Genomic DNA, 18,055 nt, shown 5'->3' on the forward strand with positions numbered 1-18,055 from the left:
TCACCGCGCCCGACCGACCGGCTCAGCTTCTGCCGAAACCAACGGGCAGAGGCTGAGCCGCATCACCTCAGTCTTCGGCGATCGGCAGCAGAGGGAGTTGCTCGGTTCGGGTCACGTAGACGCGAACGGGGCAGTCCGGCATGTACTCAGGTGGCCGGTCCTCGAAAACCTGGTACCGGGCGCTATCGACAACCTCTGCGACGATCGCCGCCTGCCGCGATCGCGGCCGATGGACTCTGAAGTTGGCCAGATTCGGATGGCTGAGGTCGCAGAGCCAGAGGTACGGCGCAACGAACTCCGTCGTACCGTCGCCACACCGCCATTGCCAGCTCTGCTCGTCCTCGACCGCCCAGCTGGAAACGGCCACCATCCTCAGGATTGTGGATCCAGCCGGTACCGGCCCACCGAAATGCTGATGGATTCGGTCCATCTGCCGTACCGCCGCCAGGATGAGCTCTCGGTTCTTCTCAGCGAACGACAACCCGTCCAGGAAACCCAGTTGGCTGTACCGCGAGTAGATCGGCACCTCATCGAAATCCCCAACCTGACTGAACACCTGAGGGTCGGCAACCTGCTCGTGTTCCATCAACTTCTGAAACTCGTACTCAAAGCGCGAACTCACTCGGCACCGTCCAGCGCAGACCGGCGCTGCTGCTTGGCCTGCAAACCACCGGCGCCGTAGCGATCAGCGGGCGTGACCGACCAGACGTCTGACGCGGTCACGAAGTCTGAAGTTCGCAGAATCAGATCAGGATGCGCCCGCGGCGCGAATCCCAGGTTGTCGATGATGCGACGGGCGTCGGGTGTCGCTTGGGCTTCGATCTCGATCCAGTTCTGCATATCGCCGAATCCGAACTCGGTTCCCAAGATCAAGCTGTCTGCGTCGGACAGGCGCCGCAGCGCGAAGAGTCGGTCATCCGGCAGATTGGTCTCCCAGCGCTCCGCGAAGAGCTTGAAGTACCAGCAACTTGGCTCTCCGCCACCACGGAGTACACCCTCCACGGGACCGTCGTACCAGCCCAGGTAAATCAGTACCGCCAACTCGCCCCGTAGTGGAGTCGCCATTGCAAGGAGTCCGTCAGCCCTGGTCGAGGCGGAAGCGGAGGGTTTGGGCTGCTCGGGTCGGGATTGGGTCGTTCCAGTGTTCTAGGTAGTTGTCGGTGGTGGAGAGGGAGCGGGTTTCCAGTTTGTCTACGTAGACGGTGCCGTGGAGGTGGTCGGTTTCGTGTTGGACGATACGGGCTTGCCAACCTTCGAAGGGCTTGTGGTGGAGGGTGCCGTCGGGGTCTGTGTAGGTGGCGGCTACGGCGTACGGGCGGTTTACTACGCCGGTGTAGCCGGGCATGCTGAGGCAGCCTTCGTAGAAGCCTCGGCGTTTGTGGCCGTGGGGCTGGTACGACGGGTTGATGGTGGCGAAGAACTCCAAGGGGTAGCGGTGGCGGGCTTCGGCTACCTCTTCGGAGACGGTGGCGGGGTCTTCGAGTACTGCGATCCGGACCGGTACGCCGATCTGCGGGGCGGCCAGGCCCACGCCGGGTGCTGCCAGCATGGTGCGGCGCATCAGGGCGATGAACTCGGTCAGTACCTTGTCGTCGACCTGGCCGTCGAAGGGCTCGGCGGCCTGGCGTAGTACGGGATCCCCCAGAGACACGATCGGGGCAACACCGTCGCGATGCTCCTCCACCAGCTTCGTGATCTGATCCTTGATGTCGTTCATAGGCGGGCGGCCAACTCCTGAGGCTGTCTGGGTAGCTGCGGCGAGCGGCAGGGCCGCGGTACCGGCGAGCAACGTACGCCTGGTGATACTCACATAGCCCTCCGCTGTCGATTCGCTCGGACATCTATTGGATCAGATCCCGGCTCGGCGGTGTATTTCAGTCCAGAAGGGCTCTCGCCCTGGTTCTCGCGATGTGGCGGGTGCGTTTGGCGCGGGCGTGAGCAGCTAGTTCCAGGAGCGAAGTTGGGTCGGTGAGGGATTCCGCAAGGCGACGTTGGAGCCAGTTCGTGTAGTTGTCGAGGTCCTGAGCGAGGGTGGCGCAGGACGGCGGCGTGCGGAGGAGTCCGTACTCCGTACTGCGCTGGCTCGCGTACGCGCGTTCTGAGGAGGCCAACGTCGCCAGCCAGGTGGGGTGATCAGCCGTCGGGGTGAGGGAGAGCATGTGGACTACGAGGGCCGCGGCCAAGGTGCGGTCGGGCTCGGCGGTGGCGGCTTGGAGGAGGGTTGCGTGGTTTGCGGTGTCCTCGGCGGCAGTTCGGTAGAGCTGCCAGCGGCCGACGTCCGTGGTGAGGTCCGGGGTCAGGCCCGTTGCAGTGAGCAACGTGGTTCTCAGGGAATCCAGGTCGGGCACGGTAGGAGTCTACGAGGGGGCGTGCATAACGTCCTGGAGTTTGTGGCGTTGGAGTGGTCGATACCTTGGGGGCCTGGGGATGGGTTAGGGATGGGTGGTGGGCATGGGTAAGGGTCGCTGGGGTTTGGTGGCGGTTCTGGTGGCTGGGGTGGTTGCGGGCTGCGCGGACGGGGGTGGGGATGCGCGGCCGTCGTTGTCTACTGCCTCGCCTAATGGGCCTACCGGGACGGCGACTGGGAAGGCCGTGACGCTGGCGGTGGTGGGGGTGGTGGCTACTGGGGTGGAGGTGCCTTGGGGGTTGGCGTTCTTGCCGGACAGCAGTGCGTTGGTGACTGAGCGGGATTCGGGGCGGATCAAGCGGGTTACGGGGTCGGGGCAGGTCAGTGAGGTGGGGACGGTGGAGGGGGTTGATCCGTCGTCTGAGGGTGGGTTGCTGGGGATTGCGGTGGATCCGGGGTATCCGAAGCGGCCCTACATTTACGTGTACTACTCCAGCGGGGATGACAATCGGATCGCTCGGCTGACGTACAGCAACGGTGGGATCAGTGAGCCGACGGTGATTCTGGAGGGGATTCCGCAGGCGGCGATCCACAACGGTGGGCGGTTGCGGTTCGGGCCGGACGGGTTCCTGTACGCCGGGACGGGCGACGGAGCGGATCGGCCGAACTCGCAGAGCGATGACTCGCTCGGCGGCAAGATTCTGCGGATCACCACTGATGGCAAGCCTGCGCCGGGGAACCCGGGCGGACGGTTGTGGATCTCCAAGGGGCACCGCAACGTGCAGGGACTCGCGTTCGGCGGATCGCAGTTGTATGCCGCGGAGTTCGGGCAGGACACCTGGGACGAGTTGAACGCGATCACGCCCGGGTCGAACTACGGGTGGCCGGCCGCCGAAGGTGTCAGCAACCTGGATGGCATGGTCGATCCGATCGCCCAGTGGCCGACGAAGGACGCCTCCCCCAGCGGGATCGCCTTCGCCCAGGGCCACATCTTCATGGCGAGCCTCCGGGGTGAGCGCCTCTGGGCGATCCCCGTTGCCGACGGCAAGCGCACGGGCGACCCGGTCGCGTTCTTCACCGGCAAGTACGGCCGCCTGCGCACAGTCGAAGCAGCCCGCGACGGCTCCCTCTGGCTCACCACCTCCAACACCGATGGCCGCGGGGATGCCAAGCCGGGTGACGATCGGATCCTGCGGGTGACGGTCACCCAGTGAGCAGAACGTTTCCGATTGGGCGGACCTGGTACTAGTGGAGGCTCCGGCTAGAGAAAGGAACGGGTGTGCGGGTTCTGGCTCACGACACGGTGATCATCTCGACGGCGACGTATGCGGAGGCACAGGAGACTGTGCGTACCTTGCGCGCCTCGGGCATGGAGCGTGACAGTCTGGCAGTCGTGGGGGCCGGGCTGGTGCTGGCCGAGAGACCCGGTGGCCCGTCGACCGCGGCGCTGACCGCGCGGAGTTCCACGGCCGGGCTCGGGATCGGGTTGCTGGCGGCAGTGTTCGTGACGCTGGTCGCCGACACGAGCCTGACCGGCCTCGTCGTGGTCCTATGGGGTGCCGTGTACGGCGTGATCGTGGGCGCGCTGGCCGGTTTGTTCCGTGGACTGTTCAGGAACCGCCCCGATGCCGAAGCAACCGAGATCGTGCCGGTGCGCTACGAGGTGCGCTGCGCCGCAGCGGACGCTTCGGTGGCGAGAAGGCTGATCGGCATCGACCAGCCGACGCCCACCCGCAAGGCGGCTTGAGCCATCCAGCTATGGGCTGAGGTCCGGCACGATGTGCCGGACCTCAGCGCAGAACCTCAGATGCCGAGCGTGGCGTTCAGGAGTTCGCGGACCTTGGCCGCGTCGGCCTGGCCGCGCATGTCCTTCATGACTGCGCCAATCAGGGCACCGGCGGCAGCGGGCTTGCCGGAGTTGACCTTCTCGACGACGTCGGGGTTGGCCGCGATGGCCCGGTCGATGGCTTCCTGCAGGGCTGAGTCGTCCGACACCAGGGCGAGGCCGCGGGCCTCGATGATCTCGGTGACGGTGCCTTCGGACTTGACCAGGCCGTCGAAGACCTCGCGAGCCAGCTTGTCGTTCAGAGCGCCGGCCTCGACCAGCCTCTGTACTTCGGCGATCTCAGCCGGCCCGACACCGAGCGCATCCACGTCCTTGCCGGCCTCGTTGGCAGCACGGGCCAGCTCGCCCAGCCACCACTTCTTCGCGGCAGCAGGAGCGACGCCCAGCGCGACGGTCTGCTCGATCAGCGTCTGCACGCCACCGTTGACGACGTCGCGCATCTCCAGATCCGTGAAGCCCCACTCGGTCTGCAGCCGCAGCCGCTTGACCGGCGGCGCCTCGGGCAGCGTCGCCCGGATCTCCTCGACCCACTCGCGGGCCGGAGCGACCGGCACCAGGTCGGGCTCGGGGAAGTACCGGTAGTCGTCGGCATCCGACTTCTCCCGGCCCGAGGTGGTGACGCCGGTGTCCTCGTGCCAGTGCCGGGTCTCCTGGAGAATCTTGCCCCCGGCAACCAGTACGGCGGCCTGCCGGGTGATCTCGTAGGTGATCGCGCGCTCGACCGAGCGGAACGAGTTCACGTTCTTGGTCTCGGTTCGGGTCCCCAGCTGCGATGACCCCGACGGCTTCAGCGACACGTTGGCGTCGCAGCGCAGCGAGCCCTGGTCCATCCGGACGTCGGAGACGTCCAGCGCCAGCAGCAGATCGCGCAGCATGCTCACGTACGCCCGGGCGACAGCAGCAGCCTTGGCCGGCGGGACCTCGATCGTCTTGGTGACGATCTCGATCAGCGGGATGCCGGCCCGGTTGTAGTCGACCAGCGAGTGCGACGCACCGTGGATCCGGCCGGTCGCGCCACCCACGTGGGTGGACTTGCCGGTGTCCTCCTCCATGTGCGCGCGCTCGATCTCGATCCGGTACGTCTCCCCGTCGACGACGACCTCGGTCCACCCGTTGAAGGCGATCGGCTCGTCGTACTGCGAGGTCTGGAAGTTCTTCGGCATGTCCGGGTAGAAGTAGTTCTTCCGGGCGAACCGGCACCACTCGGCGATCTCGCAGTTCAGCGCGAGGCCGATCTTGATCGCGGACTCGACCGCCCGCGCGTTCACCACCGGCAGCGCGCCCGGCAGGCCGAGGCAGACCGGGCAGGTCTGCGTGTTCGGCGGGGCGCCGAACTCCGTCGGGCAACCACAGAACATCTTCGACAAGGTGTTCAGCTCGACGTGGACCTCCAGGCCCATCACCGGGTCGAACTGCGCCAAAGCGTCATCGATGGACAGCACATCAGCAACCACAGTCATCGGGTGACCTCCAGCTCCGGAGCCTTCGACATCAGCACGCCACCCCACTGATCGGCGTACGCCGACTCGAGCGCCGCACCGACCAGGTAACACAGGTCGTCGCGCATCACCGGCGCCATCACGTGGAAGCCGACCGGCAGGCCGTCCTCGTCCGCGAGGCCGACCGGGAACGACGCGGCCGCGTTGCCGGCCAGGTTCGACGGGATCGTGCAGAGGTCGTTCTTGTACATGGCGATCGGGTCGTTCACCCGGTCGCCGATCGCGAACGCGGTGGTCGGTGTCGAGGGCGACACCAGCACGTCGACATGCTCGTAGGCCGCCGCGAAGTCGCGGGCGATCAGCGTCCGCACCTTCTGCGCCTGGCCGTAGTACGCGTCGTAGTAACCGCTGGACAGCGCGTGGGTGCCGAGCATGATCCGGCGCTTGACCTCGGGACCGAAACCGGCCTCGCGGGTCAGGCTCATCACCTTCTCGGCATCGTTCTCGCCGTCGTCGCCGACCCGCAGGCCGAACCGCATCGCGTCGAACTTGGCCAGGTTGGACGAGGCCTCGCTCGGCAGGATCAGGTAGTACGCCGGCAGCGCGTACTGGAAGTGCGGGCAGGACACCTCGACCACCTCGGCGCCGAGCTTGGTGAGCAGCTCGACCGCCTCGTGGAAGCGGGCCTCGACGCCCGGCTGGTACCCCTCGCCGCCGAGCTCCTTGACGACGCCGATCCGCAGCCCGGTCACGTCACCGCGACGAGCGGCGTCGACCACGGCCGGTACCGGCTGGTTGATCGAGGTGGAGTCCATCGGGTCGTACCCGGCGATCACCTCGTGCAGCAGCGCCGCGTCGAGCGTCGTCCGCGCGCACGGGCCAGGCGTGTCGAGGCTGGACGCCAGCGCGATCAGCCCGTACCGCGAGGTGCCGCCGTACGTCGGCTTCACGCCGACCGTGCCGGTGAAGGCAGCGGGCTGCCGGATCGAGCCACCGGTGTCGGTGCCGATCGCGAGCGGAGCCTGGTACGCCGAAATCGCCGCCGACGAGCCACCACCCGAACCACCCGGGATCCGGTTGAGGTCCCAGGGGTTGTGGGTCGTCCCGTACGCCGAGTTCTCCGTCGAGGAGCCCATGGCGAACTCGTCCATGTTGGTCTTGCCGAGGATGACGATGCCGGCCGCCTTGAGCCGCTTCACGACCGTCGAGTCGTACGGCGGCTTCCAGCCCTCGAGGATCTTCGAACCCGCCGTGGTCGGGACGCCGTCCTGGGTCAGCACGTCCTTCAGCGCCAGCGGTACGCCGGCGAGCGGACCGAGCTCGTCCCCCGCGGCACGGCGTGCGTCGACGTCGGCCGCCTGGGCGAGAGCACCCTCGGTGTCGACGTGCAGGAACGCGTGCACGGCGCCATCGGTCGCGCCGATCCGGTCCAGGTGCGCCTGGGTGATCTCCACCGACGACGCCTGGCCCGAGCTCATCAGCTCGGACAACTCGACCGCGGTCTTCCGCGTCAGGTCACTCATCACGCCTCCTCGGTCAGAATCCGCGGTACCCGGAAACGCTGCTCCTCGGCCGCCGGGGCGCCGGACAGCGCCTGCTCCGGCGTGAGGCAGGGGACGTTCACGTCGGCGCGCATCACGTTGGTGATCGGCAGGGCGTGGGACGTCGGCGGGATGTCCTCGGCAGCCACTTCACTGACCTGGGCGACCAGGCCGATGATCTGCTCGAGCTGCGGAGCGAGGTGGTCGAGCTCGTCTTCGGTGAGCTCGATCCGCGCCAGCCGCGCCAGATGCGCGACCTCTTCGCGGGTAATCGATGGCATGAAGGATTCCAATGGTCTACAACGAGTTGCCGGCAGCGTGCGGCTCGCACCTACCTCTACGGACGCGCTCATCCTAGTGGGCCGGTATGTCCGATGTATTTCCGGTTTCCACAGGCCCTCTGTTCATCAGATGAGAGGGCCCGGCGTGTCACTTTGTTCCGCTCTGTAACATTGGCCGCGACAGGGCGTAACTTGCGTGGTATTCGGCTGGGAGATGATCGTTCGGTGTTCCTGCTGCGATTGATCATCCCGGACCGACCCGGTTCGCTGGGCACCGTGGCAACGGCACTCGGCGAGGTGAGCGCCGACATCCACGCGATCGAGATCGTGGAGCACCGGCGCGAGAACGGCACCGCCGTCGACGACATCGTGGTCGACCTGCCACCGGGCGTTCTGCCCGACCGGCTGGTCTCCGCCTGCAACGGCGTCCCCGACGTCGAGGTGATCTGGTTCTCCCGGTACGGCGCCGGTGGCGGCCTGCACATGGACCTCGAAGCCGTCGAGCAGATGACGTCTGCTCCGGCCGAAGCGGTCGACATCCTGGTCGAGCAGGCACCCGCGGTGCTGCACGCCGACTGGGCCGCCTTGCTGGACGGTACGGGCAGCGAGATCAAGGTGGCGCTGGAGACGAGTGCGACGCCGGAGTTCGGCGACCTTGGTGATCAGTGGCTGCCGCTGGAGAAGGCGACGACGCTGACCGCGCCGGACCACAAGGGCCTGGCCGAGTCGGTGCTGGTCGCCGCGCCGCTGGAGTCCAACCGCCGGGTGCTGGTGATCGGCCGTCGTGGTGGACCCGAGTTCCTCGGGTCCGAGGTGGCCCGGTTGAGCTACCTGGCCAACCTCGCCGTCACCATCCGCGCCACCGCCTAAGACCTGGACACGACGACGAAGGCCTCCCGAGCGATCGGGAGGCCTTCGTCGTCGTGTGGGTCAATCAGTTGAACTTGAAGTACCAGAGAGTCCAGGCGCCGGCCAGCAACAGCAGCAGGATCACGCCGATCGCGGCGACGATCACCACCGTCTGGGTGTTGTCGCCGTTACGCTCCGGCAGGTCGAACTGCGTCGGCCCCCACGGACCGCCGCCGTCCACCCGGTACACCGACTCAGGCGGCGGTTTGGCCACCTGAGTCTCCGGCCGCTTCTCCGGGTCGGACTTCATCACACCTCACACGTAGTACGACTCGTACTTGATCCTGATCGACTGCGACGAGTAGTCGTCGTTGCCCGTGCCGGTCTGTTCGATCCGCCAGCCGGCCACATAAGCAGCGTACGGCTTCCCGTCGGTGTGTGCCGCGAGGAAGGTCTTGATCGCCTCCACGTCCGGGCCCTTGAGCACGCCCAGCGCGTCCGCGATGGCGACCGGGATGGCCGCCTTGACCTCGGCGGGGTCGCCCGAGGCCTCGATGTCGAGCGAGCGGATCGCCTTGCTGCTGCCACCGAGCGGGAAGATCCGCTGGGAGCCGGATCGGCCCAGGTCCTTGCGGCAGGCCAGCGTGCACGCGTACTGCTTCGCCTTCAGCGCGGTGGTCATCTGCTCGACGGTGGTCGAGAACTCCTTGGTCGGCAGGTCGAACGACTCCATCCCGGACTTGCGGCCGGAGATCTGCACCGAGTCGCCGTTGTTGAACAGGGTGAAGTCACCCCAGGTGCTGTCGACCTTGGCGTCCTTCTGGCCGGTCTTCACCGCCGCCTGGATCTTCGCCACGTCACTGCCGCCGAAGGTGTCGTTGCCGATCGCCTGCAGCGCCGCGTCGAAGGAGACCGCGGCGTTGTTGACGTTCTCCCGGTTCATCGACCGGATCAGCGTGCTGACGATCGTGCCGTCGGCCTGGAACTGGAAGATCACCTCGGCCTGGCTGACCTCGTCGAACTTGAAGCAGCCGCGGTGCGCACCCTGGGCTCCGTTGAACAGGTCGCTGCACTGGAACCCGGCGCTCTGCAGCTTGTCGGTCGCACCCTGCGCTTGTCCGCCTGCCGCTGACTGGGTCGGCTGCGTGCTCGGGCTCGTTGTCGTGGTCTTGTCGTCGTCGCCGAGGAAGTGAATGCCGAGGAACACGACCAAGGCGATCACGACAAGCCCGATCAGGCTGCCGCCGACCAGCAGCGGCAGCTTGTCCTTGGAGATGCCGCCCCGCTTGCGTCCAGGTCCACCCTGCCAAGGCTGCTGCCCCTGCTGCCACCCACCCTGAGGCTGCTGCTGCCCCCACGGCTGCTGATACCCGGGCTGCTGCCCGTACGGCGGTTGCTGCCCGTACTGCGGGGGCGGACCCTGCGGAGGCTGCTGACCCCAGCCACCAGGCTGCCCCTGCTGAGGAGGCTGCTGCCCGTACTGCGGCGGCCGACCCTGCTGCGGAGGCTGCCCGTGCGGCGGCTGCCCGTGCGGGGGCTGGCCCTGCGGCGGCCGGGTCGGCGGATACGGCTGTGCCGGCGGCTGACCACCCTGCGGCTGGCCGGGCTGCTGCCATCCGCCACCACCCTGCGGTGGCTGGCCCTGCCCAGGACGACCACCTTGCGGTCGTCCTCCTTGCTGTCCGCCCGGCTGGCCCCCTGGCTGCCCAGGACCCCACGGTCCCTGTGGCGGCGTCGTCATATCTGCTCCTTAGAAAACCACGTCTAGAAGGTGAAAACTAACAGTCGGACGGATCAGCGGAGCACCTGGATCCGTCGACTCTCAGGCCTCCTCCGGCTCGCGATTCGTCGCCACCGCCGCAGCCGCCTCCGGCCCGTCCGTCAGCAGCACGACGAAGCCCGCCGCATCCAGAATCGGCACCCCCAACTGCACCGCCTTGTCGTACTTCGACCCCGGCGCATCCCCGACCACCACGAACGAAGTCTTCTTGGACACCGACCCAGCCACCTTGCCGCCGCGCGACACGATCGCCTCGGTCGCCTCGTCCCGGCTGTACCCCTCGACCGTGCCCGTCACCACGACAGACTGGCCGGTCAACGTCTGCTCGACCGTCGGCCCGGTCCGCACCTGCCGCAGCTCGACGCCGGCTTCCTTCCACTTCCGGACGATCTCCTGATGCCAGTCGATCTCGAACCACTCGATCACCGCGTGCGCGATCGTCGGCCCAACCCCCTCGATCTGCGAGAGCTCCTCCTCCGAGGCAGCCTCGATCGCATCGATGTCGTCGTACGCCGCCGCCAGCGCGGCCGCCGCCGTCGGCCCGACGTGCCGGATCGACAACGCCACCAACCCACGCGACAACTGTTGCGTCTTGGCCTGCTCCAGGTTGGCGAGCAACTTCACAGCGTTGGCCGACAGCGCACCGGCCTTGGTGGTGAAGAACGAACTGCTCGCCAGGTCCTCCTCGGTCAGCGAGAACAGATCCCCTTCGTCGGCGATCAACTCGCTGCTGATCAATGCATCGGCCGCCTTGAAGCCCAGCACCTCGATGTCGAAGGCAGACCGCCCAGCCAGATGGAACAGCCGCTCCCGCAACTGGGCCGGACACGATTGGGCGTTGGGGCAACGAATGTCGATGTCCCCTTCCTTCATCGGCCGCAGCGTCGTCCCGCAGGACGGGCACTCGGTCGGCATCCGGAACGGGTACGCGTCCTTGGGCCGCAGCTCCATCACCGGCCCGAGGATCTCGGGGATGACGTCGCCGGCCTTGCGCAGTACGACGGTGTCGCCGATCCACACGCCCTTGCGCTCGACCTCCTGCCCGTTGTGCAGGGTCGCGAACTCCACGGTCGACCCAGCCACCCGGACCGGCTCCATCACGCCGTACGGAGTGACGCGACCGGTACGGCCGACATTCACCTTGATGTCGAGCAGCTTGGTGGTGACCTCCTCCGGCGGGTACTTGTACGCGATCGCCCAGCGCGGAGCACTCGACGTCGAGCCGAGCGCGCGTTGCAGATCGACCTCGTCGACCTTGACCACCACGCCGTCGATCTCGTGGTCGACCGAGTGCCGGTTCTCCCCGTAGTACGCGATGAACTCGTTGACCTCGTCCAGCGTCGTGACCCGGCGGGCGCGGTCGCTGACCGGCAGGCCCCACTCCTTCAGCTGGTCGTACGCCTCCGACAGCCGGCCGACGTGATAGCCCTCGACCTTGCCGAGACCGTGGACGACGAAGCGCAGCGGGCGACTCGCCGAGACGCGCGGGTCCTTCTGCCGTAGCGATCCGGCCGCGCTGTTGCGTGGGTTGGAGAACGGGTCCTTGCCTGCCTCAACCAGTTGCGCGTTCAGCTCGGTGAAGTCCTCGACCCGGAAGTAGACCTCACCCCGCACCTCCAAGAAGGCCGGCGGCGAATCGGTGTGCAGCTCGTTCGGGATCGAGTCGATGGTGCGGGCGTTCAGCGTGATGTCCTCGCCGGTCCGCCCGTCGCCGCGGGTGGCGCCGCTGACCAGCCGGCCGTTCTCGTAGACCAGGTCGAGCGCCAGGCCGTCCACCTTGAGCTCGCAGAGGAATCCGCTCTCGTGGATCTGCGCGACGGTCACCTCGCGCTCCAGCCGCTTCGCCCACGCCTCCATCTGCTCGGCGGAGAAGGCGTTGCCCAGGCTCTCCATCCGTTGCGGGTGCTCGACCGCGGTGAACAGCGTCGAGATCGGCACGCCGACCTTCTGCGTCGGCGAGTCCGGCGTCTGCAGCTCGGAGTACTGCGCCTCGATCGCCTGCAGCTCGTGCATCAGCGCGTCGAAGTCTTCGTCGGAGATGGTCGAGGTCGCCATGTAATAGCGGAACCGGTGCTCCTCGATCTCCCGGCTCAGCTCGGCATGCCGCTCCCGCACCTCCGGCGGCGCGGCAGGCTGGTCGGCGGCACTGGTCTCGGGGATCTCCGTACTCATAGACCGAACTTACCGCCAGCCAGGGACATTTCTAGGCCTCTGCGGCGTCTCCGACGACTTGTGCCGTACGACCGAGAAGTTCGAGTCTGGCGCGGGCATCGGACGGTGACGGGGCGCCCGCGAGGCCGCACGCTGGGGTGATCACGACGTCGACCAGAGACTTCTGGGTCAGGCCGATCTCGTGCCAGCGGCGGGTCAGGAGGCCAGCCGCCTGCTCCGGCTTGGGCACAGCTCCAGTAGTCGGTACTACGCCCGCATACAGCGTCGTCCCGTCCTCCACTGCGAAGGCAATCTGCTCCCACGCGGCATCGGTGAGCAGGGAGACATCTACTGCCACTCCCCCGGCGCCTGCCTTCCGGAACACCTCAATAGGCGGCCGAGCCGCACAGCAGTGGACCACTGTCAGAGCAGGCGCCACAGCCTCGATCACCCGGCTCAGCAGATCCACAGAGCCCGGCCCATCGACAGAGCGATGCTTGCCCCACCCACTGGCAGTAGGAACAGCCCCAGCCAGTACTGCGGGCAGCCCCGGCTCATCAAGTTGCACCACCAGCGAGGCCCCCGGCACCCGTCGCCGAAGCTCAGCCACATGCTCCTGCAACCCATAAGCCACCGCCTCGGCCAGGTCGCGCCGAGCGCCGTGGTCGGCCAGCACCTTGTCCCCGCGCGGCAGCTCTACGGTTGCAGCAAGCGTCCACGGCCCGGTCAACTGGACCTTCAGCGGACCCTCATACCCCTCCGCCAGCTCCTCCAGGACATCCAGGTCCTGCTGCAGCAGCGACCGAGCCCGGCGCTGGTCGAGGCTGGCCCGCGGGTCGTTGCCGCCCGTCAGCCGCCACCCGGCCGGCTGCAGGTCGAGGGCGAGGGAACCGATGACCCCAGCGGCCCTGCTCACCATGTCGCCGTACGGGCGGGCCGGTAGCTCCGGGAGGAACGGGATCGTCACCCCCTCCAGCACGAACTTCGCCCACTCGCGCATGTCCTCGCCAGGCAGCGAGCCCATCGCAGTGGTCGCCGCTGGGCCGAAGGGACTGCTCACGTGGTGTTCCTGTTCCTTTGGAGATACCTGGTGATGCGGCCGGGTGTCCGCGAAGCAATTGCAGAAGCGCCGGTGGTACGGGTAGGCCGCCTGACCAGCTCGCCGCCGCAGTTCGGGCAGACGTGTTCCATCGCCTCGGAGCATTCCGGGCAGAAGGTGCACTCGTAGCTACAGATCACCGCGTCGGCCGTCGGACCGAGCTGCGCGGCACAGCGCTCGCAGGTCTCCTTCATCCGCAGCACGGGAGCTCACACCTTCTGAGTCGCGCGCTCGACCGAGTCGATGGTGGCTGACCCGATCACCCGGGTGCCGTCGTACAGGACGACCGCCTGGCCGGGTGCGACGGCGTCTGCGGGCTCGTCGAAGGAGACCAGCACCTGGTCGCCCTCAAGCCGTGCGGTGACGGCGATCTCCTCGCCGTGCGCCCGCAGCTGGGCCTTGACGTGCAGGGTCTCCGTGGGGACCGGGCCGCACCAGCGCGGGTTCGACGCGGTCAGGCTCTCGACGGCCAGCTCCGCCCGCGAGCCGACCGTGACGGTCCGCTCGACCGGGGAGATGTCCAGCACGAAACGCGGCTTGCCGTCGGCTGCCGGCGTACCGATCTTGAGGCCCTTGCGCTGGCCGACGGTGAAACCGTGGGTGCCCTTGTGCTCGCCGAGCTTGTTGCCCTGGGCGTCGACGATGTCGCCGGGCGACTCGCCCAGCTGCTTGGCCAGGAAGCCCGGGGTGTTGCCGTCGGCAATGAAGCAGATGTCGTGGCTGTCCGGCTTGGCCGCCACCGACAGCCCACGCCGCTCGGCCTCGGCCCGGATCTCGGTCTTCGGGGTGTCGCCGAGCGGGAAGAACGCGTGCTTGAGCTGCTCCTGGGTCAGCACCCCGAGCACGTAGGACTGGTCCTTGGCCGGGTCGACCGCGCGGTGCAACTCACGGCCGGCCGCAGTCTCGACGATCTGCGCGTAGTGCCCGGTGGCGACGGCGTCGAAGTCCAGGGCCAGCGCCCGCTCGAGCACCGCGCTGAACTTGACCTTCTCGTTGCAGCGCAGACACGGGTTCGGCGTACGGCCTGCTGCGTACTCCGCGACGAAGGGCTCGACCACATCTGCGTGGAACCGCTCGGCCAGGTCCCAGATGTAGAACGGGATGCCGATCACGTCCGCAGCGCGGCGGGCGTCGCGGGAGTCCTCGATGGTGCAGCAACCCCGTGCACCACTGCGGTACGACTGCGGGTTGCGGCTCAGTGCCAGGTGCACACCGACCACGTCGTGCCCGGCCTCGGCCATCCGCGCCGCAGCGACCGCGGAGTCGACTCCGCCGGACATGGCTGCGAGTACCCGCATCAGTGGTTCCTTCCTACGTTCTGCAATCCGGCGGACATCGCCCGCTCGACAACGGGCCCGATGTTGTCCAGTACGGCGTCCACGTCGGCCCGGCTGGACGTGTGCCCCATGGTGAAGCGCAAGGACCCGCGCGCCCGCTGGTCGTCGTACCCCATCGCCAGCAGCACATGGCTCGGCTCGGCGACGCCGGCGTTGCAGGCGGACCCGGTGGAGACCTCGATGCCCCGCGCGTCGAGCAGGAGGAGCAGCGAGTCGCCCTCACAGTCCTTGAACGACAAGTGTGCGTTACCCGGCAAGCGGCGTACCGGATCACCGGACAGCATCGCGCCCGGGACAGTACTGGTGATGCCCTCGATCAGGGCGTCGCGCAGGGCCGTCAGCCGCGCGCCGTGCTCGGCCTGGTGCTTGACCGCGTGCTCGATCGCCGCCGCGAACCCAGCCGTCGCCGGGGTATCCAGGGTGCCCGAGCGAACGTCGCGCTCCTGGCCGCCGCCGTGCACGATCGGCGCCAGCTTGGTCTCCTTGTGGACGACCAGCGCGCCGATCCCGAACGGGCCGCCGACCTTGTGAGCACTCACCGTCATCGCGTCGACGCCCAGCTCGGCGAAATCCACCGGCACCTGCCCGACCGCCTGGACGGCGTCGGTGTGCACGGGGATCGCATACGGCTTCGCGAGCGCGGCCACCTCGCGGATCGGCTGCAGCGTGCCGACCTCGTTGTTGGCCATCATCAACGTGACGAAGGACACAGACTCAGGGTCCTTCTCGATCGCCCGCTGGACGTCCTCGGGCCGCACCCGGCCCAGTTCGTCGACCGGCAGCCACTCGATCTCGGCGCCCTCGTGCTCCGCGAGCCAGATCGCCGGATCCAGTACTGCGTGATGCTCGATCCCGCTGAGCAGGATCCGCCGCCGACGCGGGTCCTCGGCCAGCCGGGCCCACCACAGCCCCTTGAGCGCGAGGTTGTCCGCCTCCGTACCGCCCGAGGTGAACACCACCTCGCTCGGCTGGGCGCCAAGCGCCTCCGCGATCGTCTCCCGCGACTCCTCGACCGTGCGCCGCGCCGCCCGTCCGGACCCGTGCAACGAGGAGGCGTTCCCGGTCCGTCCGAGGTGGATCGCCATCGCCTCGATCGCCGCGGGCAGCATAGGTGTCGTCGCGGCGTGATCGAGGTAGACCGTCCGACGGCCTGAAGAGGTCATAACACCCTCAAGGGTAAGTCCTGCCCGCTTGTTCCCGAACTGCGCCGTTTATTCCCGGCCAGGCCGGCTATTTTCTGCTCACCCGCCGCGGATCTGCTCCAGCCAGGCGTGATCGGGGTGCAGATGATGGACCATCTCGGCCAGCCAGGTACGTCTGGCCGCTCCGAGCAGCGGGACGCGGCGGCCAGATCGGCGCGATCCTTCGGGCGATCGCCCTTGGCCTTGTAGGCGAGCGCCATCTCCGGATTCATGTACCGGATGCCGTCGTCGGCGATCCAGGTCACCTCGTCGAGCGCGTAGTCGAGCGACGGATCCCGGCGGAAGATCCAGCGCCCGTCGCGATCCGGGTTCAGCACCACGTCGTACTTCCAGGGAGCCAGCGCATGCTCGCGCAGCCACACCTGGTCCGCGTTGTCCGGCATCTCCGGCCTGTCGGGTGAGATCGGGAAGATCGCCCGGCTACCTGCCGACCACACGTGGTACCGGCCGTCCGCGTAGTTGACCAGCTCCGGCACGTGCCGTCGCCAGAACGACACGTCCAGATCGTCGTGCGGCCGGGAGACGCCGGTGAACGCCTCGACGGCCCAACCGCCCGCGACCCACCAGTCCAGCCCGAGTCCGCCGAAGAACTCGGCCGCCTCTTCCCTGGTCGCAGGTTCGACCGGGCCGTACAGCCGCTGGAAGGCCAGCTCCTCCGGTTCCAGGCCGTCGGCGTACCAGTACCTCTGCTCCATCGTCCGATCCTGACACCTCGTCGGTCCGGACGAAAACGGGCTCGTCAGTTGTCGGTTGCGACGAATACTCCGACGGCGGGCGGTCCTAGCGTCGGCACATGGCGACCCTGAGCGAAATCGAGACGTGGCTTCAAGACCGGCTGCCGGCGTTGCTCGCCGAGCACCAGGTCCCCGGTACGGCGGTCGGCGTGCTGTTCGGCGGCGAGGTGATCGACCACGCTGCCGGCGTACTGAGCAAGGCGACCGGCGTACCGGTCACCCCCGACACGGTGTTCCAGATCGGCTCGATCACGAAGGTCTGGACGACGACGCTGGTCATGCAACTGGTCGACGACGGCTTGGTCGACCTAGACACACCGCTGCGCGACTACCTCCCGGAATTCGTGATCAGCGACGAAACAGCGGCGGCCGTGATCACCGTCCGCCAGCTGCTCAGCCACACGTCCGGGTTCGAGGGCGACATCTTCAACGAGACCGGCAAGGGCGACGACGCGGTCGAGAAGTTCGTCGCCAGCATCGCCGACGTCACCCAGCTCTTCGCGCCCGGCGAGATGTTCTCCTACAACAACGCCGCCTTCGCTGTCCTCGGCCGATTGATCGAGGTACTCCGCGGCAAGCCGTTCGACACGGTCCTGCGCGAGCACCTCTTCACCCCGCTCGGCCTCACCCACGCGGCGACCGACCCGTACGAGGCGATCCTGTACCGCGCCGCGGTCGGCCACATCCGGCCCGCCCCTGACGCCGAACCGGTACCCGCACCGATGTGGGCGATGACGCGAGGGATGGCCCCGGCCGGCGCGATGCTCGCGATGCGGCCACGCGACCTGCTCGCCTTCGCCAAGTTCCACCTCGACTCGGGGACAGCAGCGGACGGTACGCCGGTACTGAGCCCCGCGAGCGTCAAGGCGATGCAGGAGGAGCAAGTCAAGCTGCCGAAGCTCGGGATGATGGGCGACTCGTGGGGGCTCGGCTGGGAGCTGTTCGACTGGGACGGCACGACAGTGATCGGCCATGACGGCGGCACGATCGGACAAAACGCGTTCCTGCGCGTAGTACCGGAGCATGGGCTGGCGGTCACCGTACTGACCAACGGCGGCGACACGATCGAGCTCTACAAGACCGTGGTCGGCCATGTGGTCAAGGAGCTTGCCGGGCTGGACCTGCCCGCGCTGCCCACTCCGCCGGCGACGCCTGCGCCGATCGATGTGGACCGGTTCGCCGGCACCTACAGCTGCGAGGTCGTCGATGTGACTGTGCGGCAGGACGAGGACGGCAAGGTCTGGCTGGACCAGACGCCCAAGGGGATCTTCGCCGAGCTCGGTCCGGCGCCGGACCCGGTCGAACTGGTCGGGCGGAACGAGGAGAGCCTGATCGCGCTGAAGGCCGAGAACGGGGTCCACATTTCTTATGTGTTCGTAGGGAACGAATCGGGCGGTCCGGCCCTCTTCATCCACAGCGGCCGGGCCATCCGCCGCGCCTCAGCCTGAT

19 protein-coding genes are annotated in these 18,055 nt (G+C 67.7%); 4 read left to right on the top strand and 15 right to left on the bottom strand.

What is annotated here, in order from left to right:
* Window positions 1-67 precede the first annotated feature (67 nt).
* The 4 genes from ABD116_RS00865 to ABD116_RS00880 all read right to left on the bottom strand — a co-directional run bounded on the left by ABD116_RS00865 (window position 68) and on the right by ABD116_RS00880 (window position 2,348).
* The gene (locus ABD116_RS00865; RefSeq protein ID WP_343963693.1) at window positions 68-622 is read right to left on the bottom strand and encodes a hypothetical protein; all 555 of its coding nucleotides are present in this window, start codon (window positions 620-622) and stop codon (window positions 68-70) included.
* Complete coding sequence (locus ABD116_RS00870; protein ID WP_343963695.1) at window positions 619-1,002, bottom strand: hypothetical protein; 384 nt, start codon at window positions 1,000-1,002, stop codon at window positions 619-621. The genes ABD116_RS00865 and ABD116_RS00870 overlap by 4 nt, the downstream gene beginning before the upstream one ends.
* 76 nt (window positions 1,003-1,078) lie before the next feature.
* Window positions 1,079-1,810: a peptide deformylase gene (locus ABD116_RS00875; RefSeq protein WP_343963697.1), complete on the bottom strand. Its 732-nt coding sequence runs from the start codon at window positions 1,808-1,810 to the stop codon at window positions 1,079-1,081.
* A 64-nt stretch (window positions 1,811-1,874) separates the two neighbouring features.
* Window positions 1,875-2,348: a hypothetical protein gene (locus tag ABD116_RS00880; RefSeq protein ID WP_343963699.1), complete on the bottom strand. Its 474-nt coding sequence runs from the start codon at window positions 2,346-2,348 to the stop codon at window positions 1,875-1,877.
* A gap of 103 nt (window positions 2,349-2,451) precedes the next feature.
* Between ABD116_RS00880 and ABD116_RS00885 the strand changes: the two genes are divergently transcribed.
* Complete coding sequence (locus tag ABD116_RS00885) at window positions 2,452-3,561, top strand: PQQ-dependent sugar dehydrogenase (protein ID WP_343963701.1); 1,110 nt, start codon at window positions 2,452-2,454, stop codon at window positions 3,559-3,561.
* Window positions 3,562-3,626: 65 nt separating this feature from the next.
* The gene (locus ABD116_RS00890; protein WP_343963703.1) at window positions 3,627-4,094 is read left to right on the top strand and encodes a general stress protein; all 468 of its coding nucleotides are present in this window, start codon (window positions 3,627-3,629) and stop codon (window positions 4,092-4,094) included.
* 56 nt (window positions 4,095-4,150) lie between these two features.
* On the opposite strand, the gene gatB is transcribed toward ABD116_RS00890, so the two are convergent.
* The 3 genes from gatB to gatC are packed head-to-tail and all read right to left on the bottom strand — an operon-like array spanning window position 4,151 to window position 7,490.
* Window positions 4,151-5,653: an Asp-tRNA(Asn)/Glu-tRNA(Gln) amidotransferase subunit GatB gene (gene gatB / locus ABD116_RS00895; protein ID WP_343963705.1), complete on the bottom strand. Its 1,503-nt coding sequence runs from the start codon at window positions 5,651-5,653 to the stop codon at window positions 4,151-4,153.
* The gene (gatA, locus tag ABD116_RS00900) at window positions 5,650-7,155 is read right to left on the bottom strand and encodes an Asp-tRNA(Asn)/Glu-tRNA(Gln) amidotransferase subunit GatA (protein WP_343963707.1); all 1,506 of its coding nucleotides are present in this window, start codon (window positions 7,153-7,155) and stop codon (window positions 5,650-5,652) included. Before gatA ends, gatB begins: the two co-directional genes overlap by 4 nt.
* Window positions 7,155-7,490 (bottom strand): Asp-tRNA(Asn)/Glu-tRNA(Gln) amidotransferase subunit GatC, encoded by a 336-nt coding sequence (gene gatC, locus ABD116_RS00905; RefSeq protein ID WP_425552043.1) that lies wholly within the window; start codon window positions 7,488-7,490, stop codon window positions 7,155-7,157. The genes gatA and gatC overlap by 1 nt, the downstream gene beginning before the upstream one ends.
* Window positions 7,491-7,679: 189 nt before the next feature.
* On the opposite strand from gatC, the gene ABD116_RS00910 reads away from it, so the two are divergent.
* Window positions 7,680-8,324 carry an amino acid-binding protein gene (locus ABD116_RS00910; RefSeq protein ID WP_343963711.1) on the top strand — a complete coding sequence of 215 codons (645 nt, stop codon included), beginning with the start codon at window positions 7,680-7,682 and terminating at the stop codon, window positions 8,322-8,324.
* A gap of 64 nt (window positions 8,325-8,388) precedes the next feature.
* Here ABD116_RS00910 and ABD116_RS00915 read toward each other — a convergent pair whose 3' ends face one another.
* The 8 genes from ABD116_RS00915 to ABD116_RS00950 all read right to left on the bottom strand — a co-directional run bounded on the left by ABD116_RS00915 (window position 8,389) and on the right by ABD116_RS00950 (window position 16,567).
* Window positions 8,389-8,613 carry a hypothetical protein gene (locus tag ABD116_RS00915; protein WP_343963713.1) on the bottom strand — a complete coding sequence of 75 codons (225 nt, stop codon included), beginning with the start codon at window positions 8,611-8,613 and terminating at the stop codon, window positions 8,389-8,391.
* Between the two features lie 6 nt (window positions 8,614-8,619).
* Window positions 8,620-10,044 (bottom strand): hypothetical protein, encoded by a 1,425-nt coding sequence (locus tag ABD116_RS00920; RefSeq protein WP_343963715.1) that lies wholly within the window; start codon window positions 10,042-10,044, stop codon window positions 8,620-8,622.
* 81 nt (window positions 10,045-10,125) lie between these two features.
* Entirely contained in the window at window positions 10,126-12,255 is a 2,130-nt protein-coding gene (gene ligA, locus ABD116_RS00925; RefSeq protein WP_343963717.1) for an NAD-dependent DNA ligase LigA, read from the bottom strand.
* Between the two features lie 31 nt (window positions 12,256-12,286).
* On the bottom strand, window positions 12,287-13,294 hold the full coding sequence (locus tag ABD116_RS00930) for a uroporphyrinogen decarboxylase/cobalamine-independent methonine synthase family protein (RefSeq protein ID WP_343963719.1): 1,008 nt from the start codon (window positions 13,292-13,294) through the stop codon (window positions 12,287-12,289).
* Entirely contained in the window at window positions 13,291-13,527 is a 237-nt protein-coding gene (locus tag ABD116_RS00935) for a DUF1272 domain-containing protein (RefSeq protein ID WP_343964225.1), read from the bottom strand. Before ABD116_RS00935 ends, ABD116_RS00930 begins: the two co-directional genes overlap by 4 nt.
* Window positions 13,528-13,542: 15 nt before the next feature.
* Window positions 13,543-14,631 (bottom strand): tRNA 2-thiouridine(34) synthase MnmA, encoded by a 1,089-nt coding sequence (gene mnmA, locus ABD116_RS00940; protein WP_343963720.1) that lies wholly within the window; start codon window positions 14,629-14,631, stop codon window positions 13,543-13,545.
* Complete coding sequence (locus ABD116_RS00945; protein ID WP_343963721.1) at window positions 14,631-15,833, bottom strand: cysteine desulfurase family protein; 1,203 nt, start codon at window positions 15,831-15,833, stop codon at window positions 14,631-14,633. The genes mnmA and ABD116_RS00945 overlap by 1 nt, the downstream gene beginning before the upstream one ends.
* The gene (locus ABD116_RS00950) at window positions 15,830-16,567 is read right to left on the bottom strand and encodes a nucleotidyltransferase domain-containing protein (protein ID WP_343963723.1); all 738 of its coding nucleotides are present in this window, start codon (window positions 16,565-16,567) and stop codon (window positions 15,830-15,832) included. Before ABD116_RS00950 ends, ABD116_RS00945 begins: the two co-directional genes overlap by 4 nt.
* 98 nt (window positions 16,568-16,665) lie before the next feature.
* Here ABD116_RS00950 and ABD116_RS00955 point away from each other — a divergent pair, with 98 nt between their 5' ends.
* On the top strand, window positions 16,666-18,054 hold the full coding sequence (locus ABD116_RS00955) for a serine hydrolase domain-containing protein (RefSeq protein WP_343963725.1): 1,389 nt from the start codon (window positions 16,666-16,668) through the stop codon (window positions 18,052-18,054).
* The last annotated feature ends 1 nt before the right edge of the window (window position 18,055 follow it).

The organism is Kribbella koreensis (assembly GCF_039525325.1).
Classification (GTDB): Bacteria; Actinomycetota; Actinomycetes; order Propionibacteriales; family Kribbellaceae; genus Kribbella; species Kribbella koreensis.